This is a genomic window from Mesorhizobium sp. L-2-11, from assembly GCF_016756595.1.
Classification (GTDB): domain Bacteria; phylum Pseudomonadota; class Alphaproteobacteria; order Rhizobiales; family Rhizobiaceae; genus Mesorhizobium.
The window spans coordinates 1670680-1687500 of record NZ_AP023257.1 but is presented as its reverse complement, the minus strand read 5'-3'; the positions used below and the strand labels follow the sequence as shown (position 1 = coordinate 1687500).

The 16821-nt window shown below is 63.6% G+C and carries 14 protein-coding genes, 8 tRNA genes and 1 other RNA gene; 7 read left to right on the top strand and 16 right to left on the bottom strand.

Going from position 1 to position 16821, the window contains the following annotated elements:
* Positions 1 to 164: 164 nt before the first annotated feature.
* The 9 genes from JG739_RS08220 to rnpB form a co-directional block, all read right to left on the bottom strand.
* Positions 165 to 256: transfer RNA gene (locus JG739_RS08220), tRNA-Ser, on the bottom strand.
* A gap of 54 nt (positions 257 to 310) precedes the next feature.
* Positions 311 to 384, bottom strand: a tRNA-Cys gene (locus JG739_RS08215).
* Between the two features lie 23 nt (positions 385 to 407).
* A tRNA-Leu gene (locus JG739_RS08210) sits at positions 408 to 494 on the bottom strand.
* A gap of 54 nt (positions 495 to 548) precedes the next feature.
* Positions 549 to 633 (bottom strand) — tRNA-Tyr (locus JG739_RS08205).
* A gap of 105 nt (positions 634 to 738) precedes the next feature.
* Positions 739 to 830 (bottom strand) — tRNA-Ser (locus JG739_RS08200).
* A gap of 1 nt (position 831) precedes the next feature.
* Positions 832 to 923, bottom strand: a tRNA-Ser gene (locus JG739_RS08195).
* Between the two features lie 40 nt (positions 924 to 963).
* Positions 964 to 1048 (bottom strand) — tRNA-Leu (locus tag JG739_RS08190).
* Positions 1049 to 1111: 63 nt separating this feature from the next.
* A tRNA-Pro gene (locus JG739_RS08185) sits at positions 1112 to 1188 on the bottom strand.
* 29 nt (positions 1189 to 1217) lie between these two features.
* Positions 1218 to 1514, bottom strand: an RNA gene (gene rnpB, locus JG739_RS08180) — RNase P RNA component class A.
* Positions 1515 to 1790: 276 nt separating this feature from the next.
* Between rnpB and JG739_RS08175 the strand changes: the two genes are divergently transcribed.
* From JG739_RS08175 to JG739_RS08165, 3 genes are all read left to right on the top strand, one after another.
* Entirely contained in the window at positions 1791 to 2219 is a 429-nt protein-coding gene (locus JG739_RS08175) for a CBS domain-containing protein (protein ID WP_202366029.1), read from the top strand.
* Positions 2220 to 2524: 305 nt separating this feature from the next.
* Complete coding sequence (locus JG739_RS08170) at positions 2525 to 3679, top strand: efflux RND transporter periplasmic adaptor subunit (RefSeq protein ID WP_202366028.1); 1155 nt, start codon at positions 2525 to 2527, stop codon at positions 3677 to 3679.
* Entirely contained in the window at positions 3679 to 6810 is a 3132-nt protein-coding gene (locus JG739_RS08165; RefSeq protein WP_202366027.1) for an efflux RND transporter permease subunit, read from the top strand. The genes JG739_RS08170 and JG739_RS08165 overlap by 1 nt, the downstream gene beginning before the upstream one ends.
* Positions 6811 to 6816: 6 nt before the next feature.
* Here the strand turns inward: JG739_RS08165 and JG739_RS08160 are convergent, their stop codons facing one another.
* On the bottom strand, positions 6817 to 7008 hold the full coding sequence (locus tag JG739_RS08160) for a DUF2283 domain-containing protein (RefSeq protein WP_202366026.1): 192 nt from the start codon (positions 7006 to 7008) through the stop codon (positions 6817 to 6819).
* A gap of 114 nt (positions 7009 to 7122) precedes the next feature.
* Positions 7123 to 8066, bottom strand: a protein-coding gene (locus JG739_RS08155; protein WP_446720497.1) for an IS630 family transposase whose coding sequence is annotated in 2 segments (ribosomal slippage) — positions 7123 to 7730 and positions 7730 to 8066 — 945 coding nt in all. Because the reading frame shifts where the segments join, the coding sequence is not laid out codon by codon here.
* 417 nt (positions 8067 to 8483) lie between these two features.
* On the opposite strand from JG739_RS08155, the gene JG739_RS08150 reads away from it, so the two are divergent.
* The 4 genes from JG739_RS08150 (at position 8484) to JG739_RS08135 (ending at position 11028) form a co-directional block, all read left to right on the top strand.
* Positions 8484 to 9299: an SDR family oxidoreductase gene (locus JG739_RS08150; protein WP_202366025.1), complete on the top strand. Its 816-nt coding sequence runs from the start codon at positions 8484 to 8486 to the stop codon at positions 9297 to 9299.
* A 26-nt stretch (positions 9300 to 9325) separates the two neighbouring features.
* Positions 9326 to 9817, top strand: a complete 492-nt coding sequence (locus JG739_RS08145) for a MaoC family dehydratase (RefSeq protein ID WP_274609429.1) — start codon at positions 9326 to 9328, stop codon at positions 9815 to 9817.
* Positions 9818 to 9908: 91 nt separating this feature from the next.
* Positions 9909 to 10553 carry a TetR/AcrR family transcriptional regulator gene (locus tag JG739_RS08140; protein WP_202366023.1) on the top strand — a complete coding sequence of 215 codons (645 nt, stop codon included), beginning with the start codon at positions 9909 to 9911 and terminating at the stop codon, positions 10551 to 10553.
* Positions 10554 to 10782: 229 nt separating this feature from the next.
* Positions 10783 to 11028 carry a DUF680 domain-containing protein gene (locus JG739_RS08135; protein ID WP_202366022.1) on the top strand — a complete coding sequence of 82 codons (246 nt, stop codon included), beginning with the start codon at positions 10783 to 10785 and terminating at the stop codon, positions 11026 to 11028.
* An 83-nt stretch (positions 11029 to 11111) separates the two neighbouring features.
* Here JG739_RS08135 and JG739_RS08130 read toward each other — a convergent pair whose 3' ends face one another.
* The 5 genes from JG739_RS08130 to JG739_RS08110 all read right to left on the bottom strand — a co-directional run bounded on the left by JG739_RS08130 (position 11112) and on the right by JG739_RS08110 (position 16597).
* The gene (locus JG739_RS08130) at positions 11112 to 11342 is read right to left on the bottom strand and encodes a hypothetical protein (RefSeq protein WP_202366021.1); all 231 of its coding nucleotides are present in this window, start codon (positions 11340 to 11342) and stop codon (positions 11112 to 11114) included.
* Positions 11343 to 11394: 52 nt separating this feature from the next.
* Positions 11395 to 11973: a sarcosine oxidase subunit gamma gene (locus tag JG739_RS08125; protein ID WP_202366020.1), complete on the bottom strand. Its 579-nt coding sequence runs from the start codon at positions 11971 to 11973 to the stop codon at positions 11395 to 11397.
* Complete coding sequence (locus JG739_RS08120; RefSeq protein ID WP_202366019.1) at positions 11966 to 14959, bottom strand: sarcosine oxidase subunit alpha; 2994 nt, start codon at positions 14957 to 14959, stop codon at positions 11966 to 11968. Before JG739_RS08120 ends, JG739_RS08125 begins: the two co-directional genes overlap by 8 nt.
* Positions 14956 to 15252, bottom strand: coding sequence for a sarcosine oxidase subunit delta (locus JG739_RS08115; RefSeq protein WP_023797525.1), 297 nt, complete (start codon positions 15250 to 15252; stop codon positions 14956 to 14958). The genes JG739_RS08120 and JG739_RS08115 overlap by 4 nt, the downstream gene beginning before the upstream one ends.
* A 91-nt stretch (positions 15253 to 15343) precedes the next feature.
* Positions 15344 to 16597: a sarcosine oxidase subunit beta gene (locus tag JG739_RS08110; protein ID WP_202366018.1), complete on the bottom strand. Its 1254-nt coding sequence runs from the start codon at positions 16595 to 16597 to the stop codon at positions 15344 to 15346.
* Positions 16598 to 16821 lie beyond the last annotated feature (224 nt).

The window sequence follows — 16821 nt, the reverse complement described above, 5'->3', positions numbered from 1 at the left end:
TCGGTTTCGTGTCAAGCACCTTTTGGTGAAATGACCTGTAAATTCCATTGCCGGCTTGGCATCGTGCTGCGTTGCCCGGATTTCAATCAGGTCGAGCCTTGCTGGCTGCAGCAATGGGATTACGACAGCAATGCTCGCTTTCGGTTATCCAGAGCCTGTGCGATTGGCGGAAGAGGAGGGATTCGAACCCTCGATGCGGGTGTCCCCGCATAACGGCTTAGCAAGCCGCCGCCTTCAGCCGCTCGGCCACTCTTCCATTTTGTCAGTTTCACTCTTCCTTTTGCCAGCCGTTGATCAACTGTGGATAATTTGGAGGCGCCAGCCGGACTCGAACCGGCATACACGGAGTTGCAGTCCGCCGGATAGCCGTTCTCCCACGGCGCCTTGACGCTTCATACCGACTGATCTGGTGCGGCCGGCCGGAATTGAACCGGCACGCCACGGGCGGCGCCGCATCTTGAGTGCGGTGCGTCTACCATTTCCGCCACGGCCGCGACCTGGTGCCCAGGGAGGTAGCGAACCAACCACCGACACGAAGCTTCAAGGATTGGTGGAGGGAGTAGGATTCGAACCTACGAACTCAAAGAGAGCAGTTTTACAGACTGCTGCCATTAACCGCTCGGCCACCCCTCCGAAACATCCGGAGTTAGAACCTTGGCTCGGGTTACAGCGAAACCTTGGTCTCCGAACCGAAATCAGACGTCCTGCCTTTGGACGAGCCCCGAAAACTTGCACGACTGGCGGACAGGGCAGGATTCGAACCCGCGAGACGGTTTGCGCCGTCTACCCACTTTCCAGGCGGGCGCCTTCAGCCGCTCGGCCACCTGTCCCTGGCGGAGGGGGAGGGATTTGAACCCCCGAGGCCCTTGCAGGCCTACCCGCTTTCGAGGCGGGCGTATTCAGCCGGGCTCTGCCACCCCTCCATAGTCGATTGGTGCAGCCCGATTGGTGCGGCCCCAATTTTGGTGCGGACGGCGAGATTCGAACTCGCGACGGGAATGCCCGCCGGGTTTAAGCCGGCTGCGTCTACCGGTTCCGCCACGTCCGCCTGCCAGGTCCGCAAGTGCTTTTCCAGCTTCGCGCCGCGTTCGCAACGATCGCGAATGCCGGATGGTCGGAGTGGCAGGATTCGAACCTGCGGCCCCCTCGTCCCAAACGAGGTGCGCTGCCAGGCTACGCTACACTCCGGCTCTCCGAGCCGTACGCGTCTGCCGGTTCTCGCCACCTTAAGCCGGGTTCTGTCGAGGGCTGCCATTCCTCTTGGACGCCTGTCGCCAGGCGCCTCCTTGCCCGCCACCACGGCCCTCCCCGACACAGGTCACAGGGGCACTTCTTGCGGTTGCTTCCCCCACCCTGTCGCCCGTTTCACCCATCCCGGCGGGGATGGCTCGTCTCTGTTGCCGTGGCTCGCCTCGCGGCGGGCAGGCATTACCTGCTGGGGTGTGTCGGCGAAGCCCGGACTTTCCTCGCTCCACGACATCAGTCGCTTAGTGCGCGGCAGCCCGGAGATCTGGTCTCTGTTGGTGGATCGAAGGTTCTCGCCGCTCAGGGCCACGAGTTAACCGACCCCATGCGGCTGAACCGTCTCCGATCCCGCCAGTCTATATGGGAACAAAACGGGAAAATTCAAGAATCGCGGCTGGAACCATTCGGCCCGGCTGTTAGTTCCTTCAGCGAGGAATGGGACCGCGAGCGATCGTCGCAGCGCGACAGGCCTGAACTCTCAACAAGTCCTCCAGACCCATATCGCTCGACGACCGCCGTTCTGGGCGCAAACAGGGAGATTCACCATGAAAGTCGCTGAGATAATGACCCCCAACGTTCATCTCGCCAGTCCTGGCGAGTCCTTGCAGAAGATCGCGAAACGCATGGCGGTTGACGATGTCGGATTCCTGCCCGTCGGAGAAAACGACCGACTTGTCGGAACGATCACCGACCGTGACATCGTCGTGCGTGCGGTCGCCGAAGGCAAAGACGGCAATGCGACGGTCCGCGACGTGATGACCAAGGATGTCAAATACTGCTTCGAGGACGAAGATATCGACGATGTCGTCCAGAACATGGGTGATATCCAGGTCAGGCGTTTGCCTGTCCTCAATCGCGACAAGCGCCTGGTGGGCGTCGTTTCGCTCGCAGACGCGGCGCTGAAGGAAGATCCGGCAAACGCCGGCATCGCCATGGCCGGCGTCGTCGTTCCCGGCGGCGCGCACGCGACGTAAAAAAATCTGCGCGGGCAGGCAGACGGGATCGGACTGCGGACGATCTGCCGCGCCGTCGGCATGATATTGAGGGAGCGATTGAAAAAGACGACGCATAGGGGTGATTTAGTGCCTGCCCCGCGACAAAGGGCCCGGTGAGGCAGCCGAGCCCAGCCCTTGTCAACGTTACACCGATTTAATGTGCAAGCGAGCGGGAGAATTGCCATAAAGCTTTGATATCGACGGGTCATCCCCTGTGTCGGAGGGTGCTGTCGCGTCTACTTGACCGGGAATCGTAGACGGTATCTTTGCCAACCGGAGTGCCGATGGCCGCCTGGAAACAGATCGTTTTTTCGCTGGTGATCCTCGTCGCGGCAGCGGCCGCCTGGGTTCGCTTTTTTCCAGGGGCGACGGATGTGCTGGCGCGCTGGGGCATCGACTGGGCTGATGCCGCGACGTCTCCGACAGCGACAGGCGCCGTCGACAAGGCCGGGCAAGCAGGCAACGGCGCCGGCCGCCTGGCGACTGTTGTCGCATTGCCGGCGGCCGCGGCCGTCATCAACGATCGCCTGCAGGCGATCGGCACCGGCCGCGCCAACGCCTCGGTGACGGTCAACCCCTACAGTTCCGGCCGCCTCGTCGAATTTCTGGTCGAGTCCGGCGCTCATGTCGAAAAGGGGCAGGTGATCGCCACCCTCGATTCCGACACCGAGGTGATCGCACTGGACCGCGCCAAGGTCGCCTTGCAGGACGCGCAGGCCAAGCTCGACCGGGTCAAATCGCTGCGGGCTTCCAACGCTGCGACGGCGGTCGCCGTTGCCGATGCCGAAGTGGTGCTGGCCAATGCCAGGCTGGCGCTTCGCGATGCGGAACTGGCCTTGCAGCGCCGCTCGATCGTCGCGCCAATCGCCGGCGTCGTCGGCATCCTGCCGATATCGGCCGGCAACTATGTGACCAGCCAGTCGGCGGTCGCCACCCTCGACGACCGCTCCAGCATACTGGTCGAATTCTGGGTGCCGGAGCGCTTCGCCGCCGCCGTCAAGATCGGCGCGCAATTGTCGGCGACGCCGATTGCCAACCCCAACAAGGCCTATTCCGGCACGGTTTCCGCCATCGACAACCGCATCGATGAAGCCAGCCGTACCCTTCTGGTCAAGGCAAAGATCGCCAATCCGGCCGATTCGCTGCGTGCCGGCATGTCCTTCCAGATCACCATGAAGTTCCCCGGCGACAGCTATCCGGCGGTCAGTCCGCTGGCGATACAATGGGGTTCGGACGGCGCCTATATCTGGACCATCGTGGATGGCAAGGCCAAGCGGGTTGCGGTGCGCATCATCCAGCGCAACACCGAGACCGTGCTGGTCGACGCCCCGATCGTCAGCGGCGACATGGTTGTGACCCAAGGCACCCAGAGCGTCAGCGAAGGCGGCGAGGTCGCCATCGCCGGCGAACAACTGCGCGCCGCGGACGCCGACGGCTGATGACCGCAACCAACAACGCAGCCAGCGACACAGGTTTTACCGCGCTGTTCATCCGCAGGCCGGTGATGGCCCTGGTCTTGAACACGCTGATCGCGGTCGCCGGCCTTGCTGCCTTCTACGGTGTCGAAGTCCGCGAACTGCCGGACGTCGATCGCGCCGTCGTCACCGTCAACACGATTTTTGAAGGCGCTGCGGCCGAGACCGTCGACCGTGAATTGACCGACGTGATCGAGGGCGCGGTCGCCCGCGTCTCCGGGGTGAAGTCGATCTCGTCCACCTCGTCCTTCGGCACAAGCCGCGTCACCATCGAGTTCAACGACGGCGTCGACCTCGACGTCGCCGCCTCCGACGTGCGCGATGGCGTTGGCCGCGTCGCCGACCAGATGCCGGATACGGCGGATGCGCCTCGCATCGTCAAAGCCGATGCCAATTCCGACCCGGTGATGCGGCTGGCTGTCACTTCAGACACCATGTCGGTGCAGGACATGACGGTGCTGGTCCAGGACCAGATCGAGGACGAGCTTGCCGCCGTGCCTGGCGTAGCCGACGTCCAGGTCTATGGCGACCGCGACAAGATATTTCGCATCGATGTCGACCAGAACAAGCTCGCCAGCCTGGGCTTCACCGTCGCCGATCTGAGGACCGCGCTGGCCTCGGTCGCTTTCGATTCGCCGGCCGGCTCGATCACCACGGCCGACCAGGATCTGATCGTGCGTCCGACGGCGGACGTGACCACGCCGGAGGAGTTCGAAAACATCATCATCGGCGGCACGACCCGCATCCGCGACGTCGCCACCGTCACGCTCGGCCCCGATATCGGCCAAACCACATTGCGTTCGAACGGCAAGACCGGCATCGGTCTCGGCATCATCCGCCAGGCGGAATCGAACACGCTGGATATTTCGACCGGCGTCAGGGCCGCTGTCGCCGCGCTGCAGGCGGATCTGCCTCAGGGCATGTCGATCAAGGTCACCAGCGACGATGCGGTCTTCGTCAACGGCGCGGTGCATGAGGTCGAGATCGCACTTGGCCTGTCCGTCTCCATCGTGCTGATCGTCATTTTCGTGTTTCTCCTCGACTGGCGCGCGACGCTCATTCCCGGGCTTGCAATGCCGGTCGCCATGATCGGGACCATCGCCGCCATCTATCTCGCCGGATTCTCGGTCAACATATTGACGCTGCTCGCCCTGGTGCTGGCGACCGGCCTGGTCGTCGACGACGCGATCGTCGTTTTGGAAAACATCGTGCGACGACGCAACGAAGGCATGGGGCCACGCGCCGCAGCCGTTCTTGGCGCCCAGGAAGTATTTTTTGCGGTCATCGCCACGACGCTGACGCTGGTCGCCGTCTTTGTGCCGATCTCCTTCCTGCCCGGCCAGACCGGCGGCCTGTTCCGCGAATTTGGCTTCGTTCTCGCTATATCGGTGCTTCTGTCCGCCGTCGTGGCACTGACGCTTTGTCCGATGCTTGCCTCCCGCATGCTGTCTGTCGCGCCGCTTCACCACCAGGCAGGCAGCGGCTTCGGCGCCCGCATCGGCGGCGCGCTGAACACGCTTTACCGGCGCTGTCTGCGCATCTGCCTCGACGCCCCGTGGATCGTGCTTCTGGTCGCGCTGCTGTTTGCAGCCACCGCTTTCGCGCTGTTCGGCACGATCCGCCAGGAACTGACGCCGACCGAGGACCGTGCCGTCGTGCTGATGCGCGTCGACGCACCGCAGGGCGTCAGCCTCGACTACACGACGCAGCAGATGCAGAAGATCGAGAAACTGATCCAGCCGCTTCGCGATTCCGGCGAAATCCGCAACACGTTCGAGAGTGCCGGCCGCAACGGCGCCTACAATGCCGGCTTCATGGTGATGACGCTGGCGCCATGGGACGAGCGCACGCGCAGCCAGCAGCAGATCATGGCCGACATCAGCCGGCTCACCCGGCAGGTCCCGAGCGTGCGCGTCTTTCCGATGCAGCCCAACAGCCTCGGCATTCGCGGCGCCGGCAGCGGCCTGCAGTTTGCGCTGGTCGGCAACGACCGTGCGGCGCTCGGCGACGCTGCGGTGAAGATCATCGCCGAGATGCACAAAGATCCCCGCTTCCAGTCGCCCCGGCTCTCCGTCGACCCGACCCAGCCCCAGCTTTCCGTGGCCATCGACCGCGAACGCGCGTCCGACCTCGGCATCGACATCACCGGGCTTGCCGATACCTTCCAGGCCATGCTCGACGGCAATGATGTCGTCGACGTCTACATCGCCGACCGCAGTTACGGGGTGAAGCTCGTCTCGACGACCAGCCCGATCAACGATCCGACCGACCTGGAGAACATTTTCCTGAAGACGACCGACGGCCGCTTCGTGCCGATGTCGACCATCGCCACTTTGACCGAGCGCGCCGTGCCGCCCTCGCTGACCCGCGAGCAGCAGCAGCCGTCGGTGGCGATCACCTCCAATCTCAGCGGTGATTTCGCGCTCGGCCAGGCGCTCACCCGCGCAGAGGCAATCGCCACGCCGCTTCTGCCGCCGGGAAGCCGCATCGTCCCCTTGGCGGAAGCGGCGACGCTGGGCGAAACCAACAGCGCCATGATCACCATTTTCGGTTTCTCGTTGGTCATCATCCTTTTGGTGCTTGCTGCCCAGTTCGAGAGCTTCGTCAGCGCCATCATCATCATGGCAACGGTGCCGCTCGGCCTTGCCTGCGCGGTCTTTGCCCTTTTGCTCACCGGCACCAGCCTCAACGCCTACAGCCAGATCGGCCTGGTCCTGCTGGTCGGCGTCATGGCCAAGAACGGCATCCCGATCGTCGAGTTCGCCAATCAGTTGCGCGACCGCGGGCTCGGCGTGCGCGAGGCGATCGAGCAGGCTTCCACCATCCGGCTGCGGCCGGTGATGATGACGATGATCTGCACCGTGCTCGGCGGCCTGCCGCTGGTGCTGGCGAGCGGCGCCGGCGCCGAGGCGCGCATCGCGCTCGGCTGGGTGATCGTCGGCGGTCTGGGGCTGGCCACCGTCTCAACGCTGTTCCTGACGCCGGTCGCCTATCTCCTGCTCGGCCGCTTCGTCACGCCGAAGGTGGAAGAGGCATCACGGTTGAAGCGCGAACTCGAGCAAGCCGCCTACACCAATATCGAGCCGGCTGAGTAGTTCGGGTCAGGCCGCCTTCAGTATCGCGGCGGGAAGGTGTTCTCGGGCATCCAGCACCTCCATCCCGACGACGTGACCTTCAGCATCATAGTCGAGGACTATGCCTGCGGAAACTTCCCCGCTTTCCTGGATCGCCTCCGAGGAGAAACGTATGTAGGCTGCATTGGCTTCCGGATCATATTCGAGTTTGAGCGTCATTTCGGCCTTCTCGCCCCGCGATCGAAGTAAGCAGAAAGTATACGGATTCCTCAGGCGTAGAAACCGCAGCGCACACCGGCAGGACAATCGTTTCCGCTTTAGAGCGGGATGAGATTACCTGCGGTCATAGCCTGAGTTTGCGAAGTAATTTGAGCACTCGAGCGGTGTGACGCGGTTGAGAATCTGGCCGATGGCGTTGCAGACCGTTTCAACGGTGCGCTTTGCGGCCTTTCGCAGCCAGTGCTTGAGCTTGGCGAAGAGCTGTTCGATCGGATTGAGGTCAGGCGAGTATTTCGGCAGGAAGAAGAGCCTCGCGCCGGCCTTTCGGATGGCGCGACGCACGGCCTTGCCTTTGTGGCTGCCGAGATTGTCCATCACAACGATGTCGCCCGGCTGGAGAGTGGGCACGAGAACCTTCTCGACATAGAGGAGGAACCTCTCGCCGTTGATCGGCCCGTCGATGAGCCAGGGCGCTTCGACGCGATCATGACGCAGCGCAGCCAGAAAGGTCATTGTCTTCCAGTGGCCATTGGGAACTTTGGCCTTGATCCGCTGTCCGACCGGTGCCCAACCCCTGAGCGGGGCCATGTTGGTCTTGGTCCAGGTCTCGTCGATGAACACCAGGCGGGCGGGGTCGATCCGGTCCTGATACAGAACCCATTGCCTCCGTCGGCGCGCAACATCGGGACGATCTTGCTCGGCGGCGATCAGCGTCTTTTTTTGTGAGACAGCTTCTCGGCGTGCACGAACTCCCACACCGAGCGGTAGTCAACCTTCAGGCCACGCTCGCCAAGTTCGGCCACAAGCCCGCGCAAGGTGAAGTCCTTCTCCCGGCAGCGCTCGACAAGCCAGTCGCGCCACGCTCCCGATATCTTCTTCGGCTTGTAGCCGCCCACTTGGCGGGGCGCCACGCTCCCCGTCTGTTCCACCCGCTTCAGCCACTCGATCGCCGCGCTGTAGCTGACGCCAAATCGAGCAGCCGCCGCGCGCCGCGAAAGCCCTTCAACCTTGACCGCCGCAACAACCCGTTCGCGCAGGTCCATTGAATATCCAACCATCAATGCTGGCCTCCTGCCCAGCAGCAAGGTTGAATCAGATCATCGCTGATTTGGGAATCCCACGACTCCCATAAATCTCATCCCGCTCTAGACCAGTGGCCGCTCGTTCCGAGCGTTTGCGCTGCCCCTCACCTGCCTGCCGGCATCCTCTCCCCGTATAGGGACGGGGAGAGGGGCGCTCTCGTCACCGGTTTTGCCAATCACCGGCGTCGCAAGAAGGGCGCCGGCGTTGAGGCCAGTTCCTTCTCCCCGTCACTATACGGGGAGAAGTGCCCGGCAGGGCGATGAGGGGCGGCGCCGACTTCAACAAGTTGATCTCCAATACAAATTGGGCACTATCATTTGCCTGAAGAAATTTGCGGCCCTGACCATGGCAGCCTTTTGCTGGGCGAGGCAAGGATGCGCAGAGGAATTGCGATGAGTTATCTGGACGAGCTGTTTTCGGTGGCCGGCAAAACCGCGCTGGTGACCGGGGCTGCGACCGGCATCGGCCGCATGGCGGCGACCGCTTTGGTCAGAGCCGGCGCCACTGTGATGATCGCCTCGCGCAAGGGCGAGGATTGCATCAGGGTTGCCGGCGAACTGAACGGCCTCGGCGGCTCCGGCCGGGCCCAGGGCTTTGCCGGGGATGTCTCCAGCGAGGCTGGCATCGCAGCGCTGGTCGACGAGGTCAAGGCGCGGACCGAGCGGCTGAATATCCTGGTCAACAATGCGGGCGTCTCCTGGGGCGCGCCGCTGGAAAGTTTTCCCTACCATGCCTGGGCCAAGGTGTTCGGCGTCAACGTCACTGCCGTCTTCCAGCTGACCCGCGAGCTTCTGCCGCTGCTCGACGCCGCCGCCAGTGATGCCGATCCGGCCCGAGTGATCAACCTGGGTTCGGTGATGGGCACGCAGCCACTCGCCGACGACGCCTACTCCTACTCTGCCTCGAAGGCTGCTGTTCATCATCTGACACGCATTTTGGCGATCGAGTTCGCCGCCCGCCGCATCACCGTCAACGCCTTCGCCCCCGGTCCCTTCCAGAGCCGGATGACCGCCTTCGCCACGGCGACCGAGGACCAGGCAAAACATGTCGGCGGCCATGTTCCGCTTCGTCGCATCGGCGCGCCGGATGACATTGCCGGCGCAACGCTCTATTTGTGCAGCCGTGCCGGCAGCTATGTCACCGGCGCCATCCTGCCGATCGATGGCGGGCAGTCGGTGCAGCATGGGCTGGCACTGTTCAAGGAATGAAGCCGCTCGCGTTCCGGACGGTTGAAATGGAGGACAGCGTGGAACCGATCAGTCTCGATGTGCTTCTGGCCAGCATCGGCAAGGAGGTCGGCGTGTCGCCGTGGCGGGTGGTCTCGCAGCGCATGATCGACCAGTTCGCCGATGCCACCGACGACCACCAGTTCATCCATTGCGACCCGGAGCGCGCCAAGCGCGAGACGCCGTTCGGCGGCACCATCGCGCATGGTTTTCTGTCGCTTTCGCTTCTGTCGGCGATGACCTTCGAGACCATGCCGCCGCTCGAAAACAGCAAGATGGGCGTCAACCATGGTTTTGATTCGCTGCGCTTCCTGGCGCCGGTGAAGACCGGCGCGCGCATCCGCACCCGTTTCGTGCTCGCCGACGTCAAGGTCAGGCCGTCGGGCTGGGTGCAGACCGCGCATGACGTGACGATCGAGATCGAGGGCTCGAAAAAGCCGGCGCTGACCGCGCGCTGGCTGACGCTGACATTGATCGAACGCCAGCCAGAAGCGGCTTGAACGGCTCAACGAACCTCGGTGTGACCACGCCTTGTCCGATTCCGTACAGCGTATATAGTTTAGCCAGCCACTAACAGAAGGCAGGCGAAAATTGCCGCTTAGCGTCCAGACACGCCGCGAGAAACAAAAGGCCGAACTGCGCTCCGAACTTGTCGACGCTGCGCACAAGCTAGTCCAGGAAGAAGGCTATGAAGGCCTCACCATCCGCAAGCTTGCCAAGCGTGTCGGCTATGCGCCGATGTCGGTGTATTCCTATTTTGCCGACAAGCAGGACATCTTGTTCGCGTTGGCCGAGGACGCGTTCAAAACTCTGGCAAAGCGTATCGAGGATCACCCGGCCGACGATCCGATCGAGGCGCTGCAGGTGGTGATGTCCGAATACGCGGCCTTCGGCCTTGGCAACCCCAACGAGTATCGCACGATATTCATGACCGAAAAAGTCAAGCCCCCGGAAGGCAAGTCCTTCGCCGACATGCGGGAGGGCAACCCGTTGATGAAAGTGCTGATCAATAGGGTCGAGGCCTGCGTTGCCGCCGGCAAGCTGAACGGCGATCCGCACGCCATCGCCACCATGCTGTGGGCGGTCGGCCACGGCACGATCTCGCTGCTGATCACCTTTCCCTTCTACCCGTTCGGCGACCAGCAGGCGTTCGTCAAGCGGATGTCCGATTTCACGCTTGCCGCGCTGGCCACGCAGGACGTGCCGCCGTTGACCGAGATGCCGGTCAACTGCTGAAGGATTTTGTTCGGTTTCGGACAGCTGATGGCAATCAGTGCGAATGTTCGAGATTAGCCGAAGCATCCCTCCATTTCCTCATTTCCAGGACGAAGGCGCAGCGCCACGCGCCGTCAAAAAATTTCGTACATGTACAATTCCGACTTGAACTTCACGTTCGCCAGCCGTATATGTACGTTATGTCGTACATGTACAAAAACTTTTCAGCCATCCAGCCCGGAGACAGACAATGAAAAAGACAATCCTCACCCTCGCGGCACTGCTTGCTTTCTCGGGCGCTGCCTTCGCCGACCAGGGCCAACTCGGCAAACAGGCGCCGGCCGCGGCCTGCGCCGACACCAGCATCAAGCTCGATTGCGGCGCGACCGGATCGGTCGAGAAGGCAGGCGCGGCCACCCACCAGGGCTCGACAGAAAGCAAGGGCCCGCGGCTCGGCATCGACATCGACCCGTGGATCGTGCCCAGCACATTCTGAGGTTCGAAACCAAAAGCGGCGACAGGAACCCTGACCGCCCGCTCTCGTGGCCGGCGACCCGGCTCGCCGGAGCCTGATGGATGTTATTTCCTGCGCTTCTTCATTCCGGTCACGAACTTGGCCTTGCCGGGTCTTGCAGGAGCGCCGGGAATCGAAGTCCCGGTGATCGACACCGGATCGCTGGCCGGAAACGTGTCCTCGAGCCCTTCCTCGAGTTCCTCTTCAATGTTTGGTTCTTTGTGCTGTTCGTGTTCGAACGAGCGCACTGCCGGCGTCTTCTGGACCGGTGGATTCGGCGCCGATTTCGACGGCATCGATATTCTCCCTCGACTCGCTCCGGCAAACGGTCGAGCCCAGCGAACGTTCCTAAGCCGCTGCGTCGCCGGCCGCCTCCGACAGGAAAGTAAAGACATAATCGGAAAAAGAGCGCCAGCATTCAACCCGGAACGCGTCGGCTGCGGTGCGCAACAGCACGATCTCGGCCTTGCCCAGAATGGTGCGCGACGCCGCGCCGACCGGAAAGACGTCCAGCGACAGATCCTGCGGACAGCCTGAATTGATCGTCGCCGCCGCCGCGGGGCCGGTGACCGAGATGGCGACGTTGCGATGCGAGATGCCGACCGCCGAATGCAGCACTGCAACCTCGGCGCAGTCGGCGAGCGGGTCTTTTCCCGCCTCGTCGATGACCAGCCATTCGTCCGGCCCAAGCCACAATGCCGTGCGCCCGGCCTTTGCCGCCGAGGTTTTGGGCTTCCGCGGCAGCTCCACGCCAAGCGCCTTCGAAAGCGCCGCGACAGAGGCGTCCGGCGCGCGCAGCGAAATACGCTGCGCCGGCGGCAACACAGCAAGCGTAACGCCGGTTACGGAAAGCTCCTGGCCGACGAGCGCCGGCCGGCGTTCGGCCGGTGTGGGAGCAGCGATCTTGTCAGCAGCAGCCTTAGCCATTGAGGCGCTCCCCCTTGTCGTCGAAGAACACCATGCCTGTGACCTCCACCTCGATCGTCGCATTGGGCATCGGCACGTAGAGCGTCTCACCCATCCGGTCCCGGCCGCCGGCAACCAGCGCGAGCGCGATCGAGCGGCCGCAATTTTGCGACCAGTAGCTCGAGGTGACATGGCCGATCATGGTCATCGGGATCGCCTGCTTCGGATCGCCGACGATCTGCGCGCCTTCTTCCAGCACCACTTTTGGGTCTTTGGTCTTCAGGCCGACAAGCTGCTTGCGGCCCTTGGCGACCAGGTCGGGCCGAGCCATGCCCCTGATGCCGACGAAATCGGTCTTCTTCTTGCCGACCGCCCAGTCGAGCCCGGCATCGCCGGGCGTCACCGTGCCGTCGGTGTCCTGGCCGACGATGATGTAACCCTTTTCGGCACGCAGCACGTGCATCGCCTCGGTGCCATAGGCGCAGGCGCCGTGCTTCTGGCCCTCGCTCCACAGCGCTTCCCAGACGGCCTGGCCGTAATCGGCCGGCACGTTGACCTCGAAGCCGCGTTCGCCGGTGAACGACATGCGGAACAGCCGTGTCGGCACCCCGCAGATCTTGCCTTCGCGCACCGACATATGCGGCAGCGCCCCGTCCGACATGTCGATGCCCTCGACCAGCGGCGCGATGATGTCCCGCGACTTCGGCCCCTGCACGGCGATCACCGCCCACTGTTCGGTGGTCGAGGTCAGCCAGACGTTGAGATGCGGAAACTCGGTCTGGAGGTAATCCTCCATATGGTTCATGACGCGCGGCGCACCGCCCGTCGTCGTCGTCACATGAAAGCGGTCGGCTGCAAGCCTGCCAACGACACCGTCGTCATAGATGAAACCATCCTCGCGCAGCATGATGCCATAGCGGCAGCGGCCGGGCTCCAGTTTCTCCCACGGATTGGTGTACAGCAGTTCCATGAACTTCGCCGCATCCGGCCCGACCACCTCGATCTTGCCCAGCGTCGAGGCGTCGAACAGGCCGGCCGTCTTGCGCACCGTCACACACTCGCGATCGACCGCGGCGTGCATGTCCTCGCCTGCCTTTGGAAAATACCAGGCGCGCTTCCATTGGCCGACATCCTCGAACACAGCGCCTTGAGCCTCCGCCCACGGATGGATCGCCGTCTTGCGGGTCGGGTCGAAGAGTTTTCCGCGCGCATGGCCAACAATCGAGCCGAATGTCACCGGTGTGTAAGGCGCCCGGAACGTCGTCAGGCCGACTTGCGGGATCGGCTTGCCCAGCGTCTCGGCGGCGATCGCCAAGCCGTGCATGTTCGAGGTCTTGCCCTGGTCGGTGGCCATGCCGTTGGTGGTGAAGCGCTTGACGTGCTCGATCGAGCGCATGCCTTCATGCACCGCCTGGCGGATGTCCTTGGCGGTGACGTCGTTCTGGAAGTCGACGAAGGCTTTTACCGTCGTGTCCGGCCCGGCGCCGGGCGCCGCACCCAGCATGCCGCGCGACCAGCTCTCGCTGGCGTCGACCGTCGGCTTAATTGCCTTGGCGACGTTGATGCCCGCATCCTTCGCCGCTTTGGCGCCCGCCGCATAGGCTTCGTCAATCGTCGCCGACAGCCCGTCCGTACCGTTGCAGGCGCCGACCGAGACGCAATCCTGCGCGTAGGTGCCGGGCACGAAACGCTTTGTCTCATCATTGAAGACAACCTTGCCGCGGGATTGCGAGAACAGATGCACCGACGGTGTCCAGCCGGCCGACATCAGGATCGCGTCGACCGGGATGGTGCGCTCGCCGCCGCCATTCTTCGGCTGCACGGTCATCGATGAGACCCGCAATTTGCCGCCGGCGCGGATCACCGCGCGGCCGAAATTGACCTCGATGCCAAGCGCCCTCGCCTCATCGATCAGCGCCCCGGTCGGGTTGTCGCGCAGGTCGACTATCGCCGCCACGCCGACACCGGCCTTCTTCAAGTCGATCGCCGCCGCATAGGCGGAATCATTGGCCGTATAGACGCCGACATTCCTGCCGACGGCGACGCCATAATGGTTGAGATAGGTGCGCGCCGCCGACGCCAGCATGATGCCAGGCCGGTCGTTGTCGGCAAACACCATGTGCCGCTCGATCGCGCCGGTCGCCAGCACCACACGTTTGGCGCGAACCTGCCACAACCGCTCGCGCGGCAGCTCGCGGCCGGGGTTCCGCAGATGGTCGCTGACGCGCTCGACCAGCCCGACGAAATTCTGTGCGTAATAGCCAAAGGCCGTGGTGCGCGACAGCACGCGGACATTGTCCATGGCCTTGAGCGTCGCGACTGCCCTTTGCGCCCAGGCAAAACCATCCTGGCCGTCGATCCTGGCGCCGCTTTCGAAGCGCAGGCTGCCGCCGAAATCCACCTGCTCGTCGGCAAGGATGACGCGCACGCCGGCTTCGGCCGCGGCAAGTGCCGCGGCGATGCCGGCAGCACCGCCGCCCAGCACCAGCACGTCGCAATGGGCGAAGCGCGCCGAATAGTGGTCGGGATCCGGCTGGTCGGGGGCGACGCCGAGCCCTGCCGCAGCCCTGATCCTGGGCTCGTAAAAGTTTTTCCAGGCGGACTTCGGCCACATGAAGGTCTTGTAGTAAAAGCCGGCCGAAAGCAGCGGCGAGGCGACGTCGCCGAGCGCGCTGACGTCGAAGGCGAGCGACGGCCAGCGGTTCTGCGACTGTGCCGTCAGCCCGTCATAGAGCTCCTGCACGGTGGCGCGGACATTGGGTGTCCGCCTGGCGGAGTCGCGCTTGATCTCGACCAGCGCGTTGGGCTCTTCCGCCCCGGCGGACAGGAAGCCGCGCGGCCGGTGATATTTGAACGAACGGCCGACCAGATGGACACCGTTGGCGAGCAACGCCGAGGCCAGCGTTTCGCCCTCGACGCCGGCATAGGTCTGGCCGTCGAAGCTGAACCGAGCGGTCTCTGCCTGCTTGAGGCGCCCGGCGCCGGGAATGCGAAACGTCGCGATCATTCGGAGGCTCCCGGCAGCTTCGCCGGCTTCGGCTCGCCGGCCTTGTAGGTCATCAGGAACCTGTCGCTGACGGTGTCACGCACGGCATTGAAGAACCGCGCGCAGCCATGCATGTGCCGCCAACGCTCATAGATGATGCCTTTGGGATTCGAGCGGATGAAGAAGAACTTTTCGAAGTCGTCATCGCTTGTTGCGGCCATGTCCGCCGAACGCGCGATATGTGCCTCGCCGGCGTTGCGGAATTCGAGTTCCGGACGCTCTTCCTCGCAATAGGGGCAGCGGATGAGAAGCATGGTTGTTCCTACAATTCGCCGTGGCCAACAACGCAGGCGCCGGCCGGTTGATCGCAAAGCCACTGACCCAACGTCACGGAGGGAGCCATCATCAGTGCGCCACCGCTGCCGCCGCCGCTTCGTCAATGAGACGACCGGTGCGGAAGCGCTCGATGGTGAAGGGCGCGTTGATCGGATGCGGATCGTCCCTGGCGATGGTATGGGCAAAGACATGGCCCGAGCCCGGCGTCGCCTTGAAGCCGCCGGTGCCCCAGCCGCAATTGACATAGAGGCCGGGCACCGGCGTCTTGGCCAGGATCGGCGAGCGGTCGGGCGTCACGTCGACGATGCCGCCCCACGAGCGCAGCATCTTCATGCGCGTGAACATCGGGAACATCTCGCAGATGGCGTCGAGCGTGTGCTGCAGGATGTGCAGGCCGCCGGTCTGCGAATAGGAGATATACTGGTCGGTGCCGGCGCCGATGACCAGCTCGCCCTTGTCGGACTGCGAGATATAGGCGTGCACCGTGTTCGACATCACCACGCAGGGGAAGACCGGCTTGACCGGCTCGGAAACCAGCGCCTGCAGCGGGTAGCTTTCCAGCGGCATGCGCACCCCGGCCATGTCCATGATGACCGACGAATGGCCGGCGGCAACGACGCCGACCTTGCTGGCGCCGATGAAGCCGCGCGTCGTCTCGACGCCGGTGACCGCACCGTTCGGCGCCCGCTTGACCCCGGTGACTTCGCAGTTCTGGATGATGTGGACGCCGCGCGCCGAAGCACCGCGCGCATAGCCCCAGGCGACCGCATCGTGACGGGCGGTGCCGCCGCGACGCTGCAGGGTCGCCCCCATCACCGGATAGCGGGCATCGCGCGAAATGTTGAGCGGCGGGCAGAATTGCTTGGCGGCTTCCGGCGTCAGCCATTCATTGTCGATGCCGTTCAGCCGGTTGGCATGGACGTGGCGTTTCAGCACCTGGATGTCGTGGACATTGTGGGCCAGCATCATGACGCCGCGCGGCGAATACATGACGTTGTAGTTGAGCTCCTGGCTGAGCCCGTCCCACAACTTTAGCGCGTGGTCGTAGATGCCGGCGCTCTCGTCACAGAGATAGTTGGAGCGGATGATGGTGGTGTTGCGGCCGGTATTGCCGCCGCCGAGCCAGCCCTTTTCCAGCACCGCGACATTGGTGATGCCGTGCACCGTGGCGAGATAGTAGGCGGTGGCCAGGCCATGGCCGCCGGCGCCGACGATAATGACGTCGTACTCCTTCTTCGGCTCTGGCGAGGACCACTGTTCCTCCCAGCCCTTGTGGCCGCGCATGGCCTCGCGGGCGATGGCGAATACCGAGTATTTCTTCAACGTTCCAGCCTCGCAAATAGCGGCCGGACATCCAATCGAGCCCCGGCACGCGAGGTGTATCACTAGCGAAACCGCGCTGCCAGCCTTGCGCTGTTTGCGACGGCGCTTGCCGTTTTGCGCCACGGCCAAAAAGACCTGTCGAAGCAACGAGCCAACGACGCATCCCGGACGCCTTCGCAGGTATCGGGTGGCTCGCTTTGCCTCGATCTGCGACCAAGCAGCCG

Excerpts from the sequence above, each read along its gene's own strand:
- JG739_RS08120 (WP_202366019.1), bottom strand. The coding sequence starts at position 14,959 with ATGATCGCGACGTTTCGCATTCCCGGCGCCGGGCGCCTCAAGCAGGCA.
- JG739_RS08150 (WP_202366025.1), top strand. The coding sequence starts at position 8,484 with ATGAGTTATCTGGACGAGCTGTTTTCGGTGGCCGGCAAAACCGCGCTG.
- JG739_RS08130 (WP_202366021.1), bottom strand. The coding sequence starts at position 11,342 with ATGCCGTCGAAATCGGCGCCGAATCCACCGGTCCAGAAGACGCCGGCA.
- JG739_RS08170 (WP_202366028.1), top strand. The coding sequence starts at position 2,525 with ATGGCCGCCTGGAAACAGATCGTTTTTTCGCTGGTGATCCTCGTCGCG.
- JG739_RS08135 (WP_202366022.1), top strand. The coding sequence starts at position 10,783 with ATGAAAAAGACAATCCTCACCCTCGCGGCACTGCTTGCTTTCTCGGGC.
- JG739_RS08115 (WP_023797525.1), bottom strand. The coding sequence starts at position 15,252 with ATGCTTCTCATCCGCTGCCCCTATTGCGAGGAAGAGCGTCCGGAACTC.
- JG739_RS08125 (WP_202366020.1), bottom strand. The coding sequence starts at position 11,973 with ATGGCTAAGGCTGCTGCTGACAAGATCGCTGCTCCCACACCGGCCGAA.
- JG739_RS08165 (WP_202366027.1), top strand. The coding sequence starts at position 3,679 with ATGACCGCAACCAACAACGCAGCCAGCGACACAGGTTTTACCGCGCTG.
- JG739_RS08175 (WP_202366029.1), top strand. The coding sequence starts at position 1,791 with ATGAAAGTCGCTGAGATAATGACCCCCAACGTTCATCTCGCCAGTCCT.
- JG739_RS08160 (WP_202366026.1), bottom strand. The coding sequence starts at position 7,008 with ATGACGCTCAAACTCGAATATGATCCGGAAGCCAATGCAGCCTACATA.
- JG739_RS08145 (WP_274609429.1), top strand. The coding sequence starts at position 9,326 with ATGGAGGACAGCGTGGAACCGATCAGTCTCGATGTGCTTCTGGCCAGC.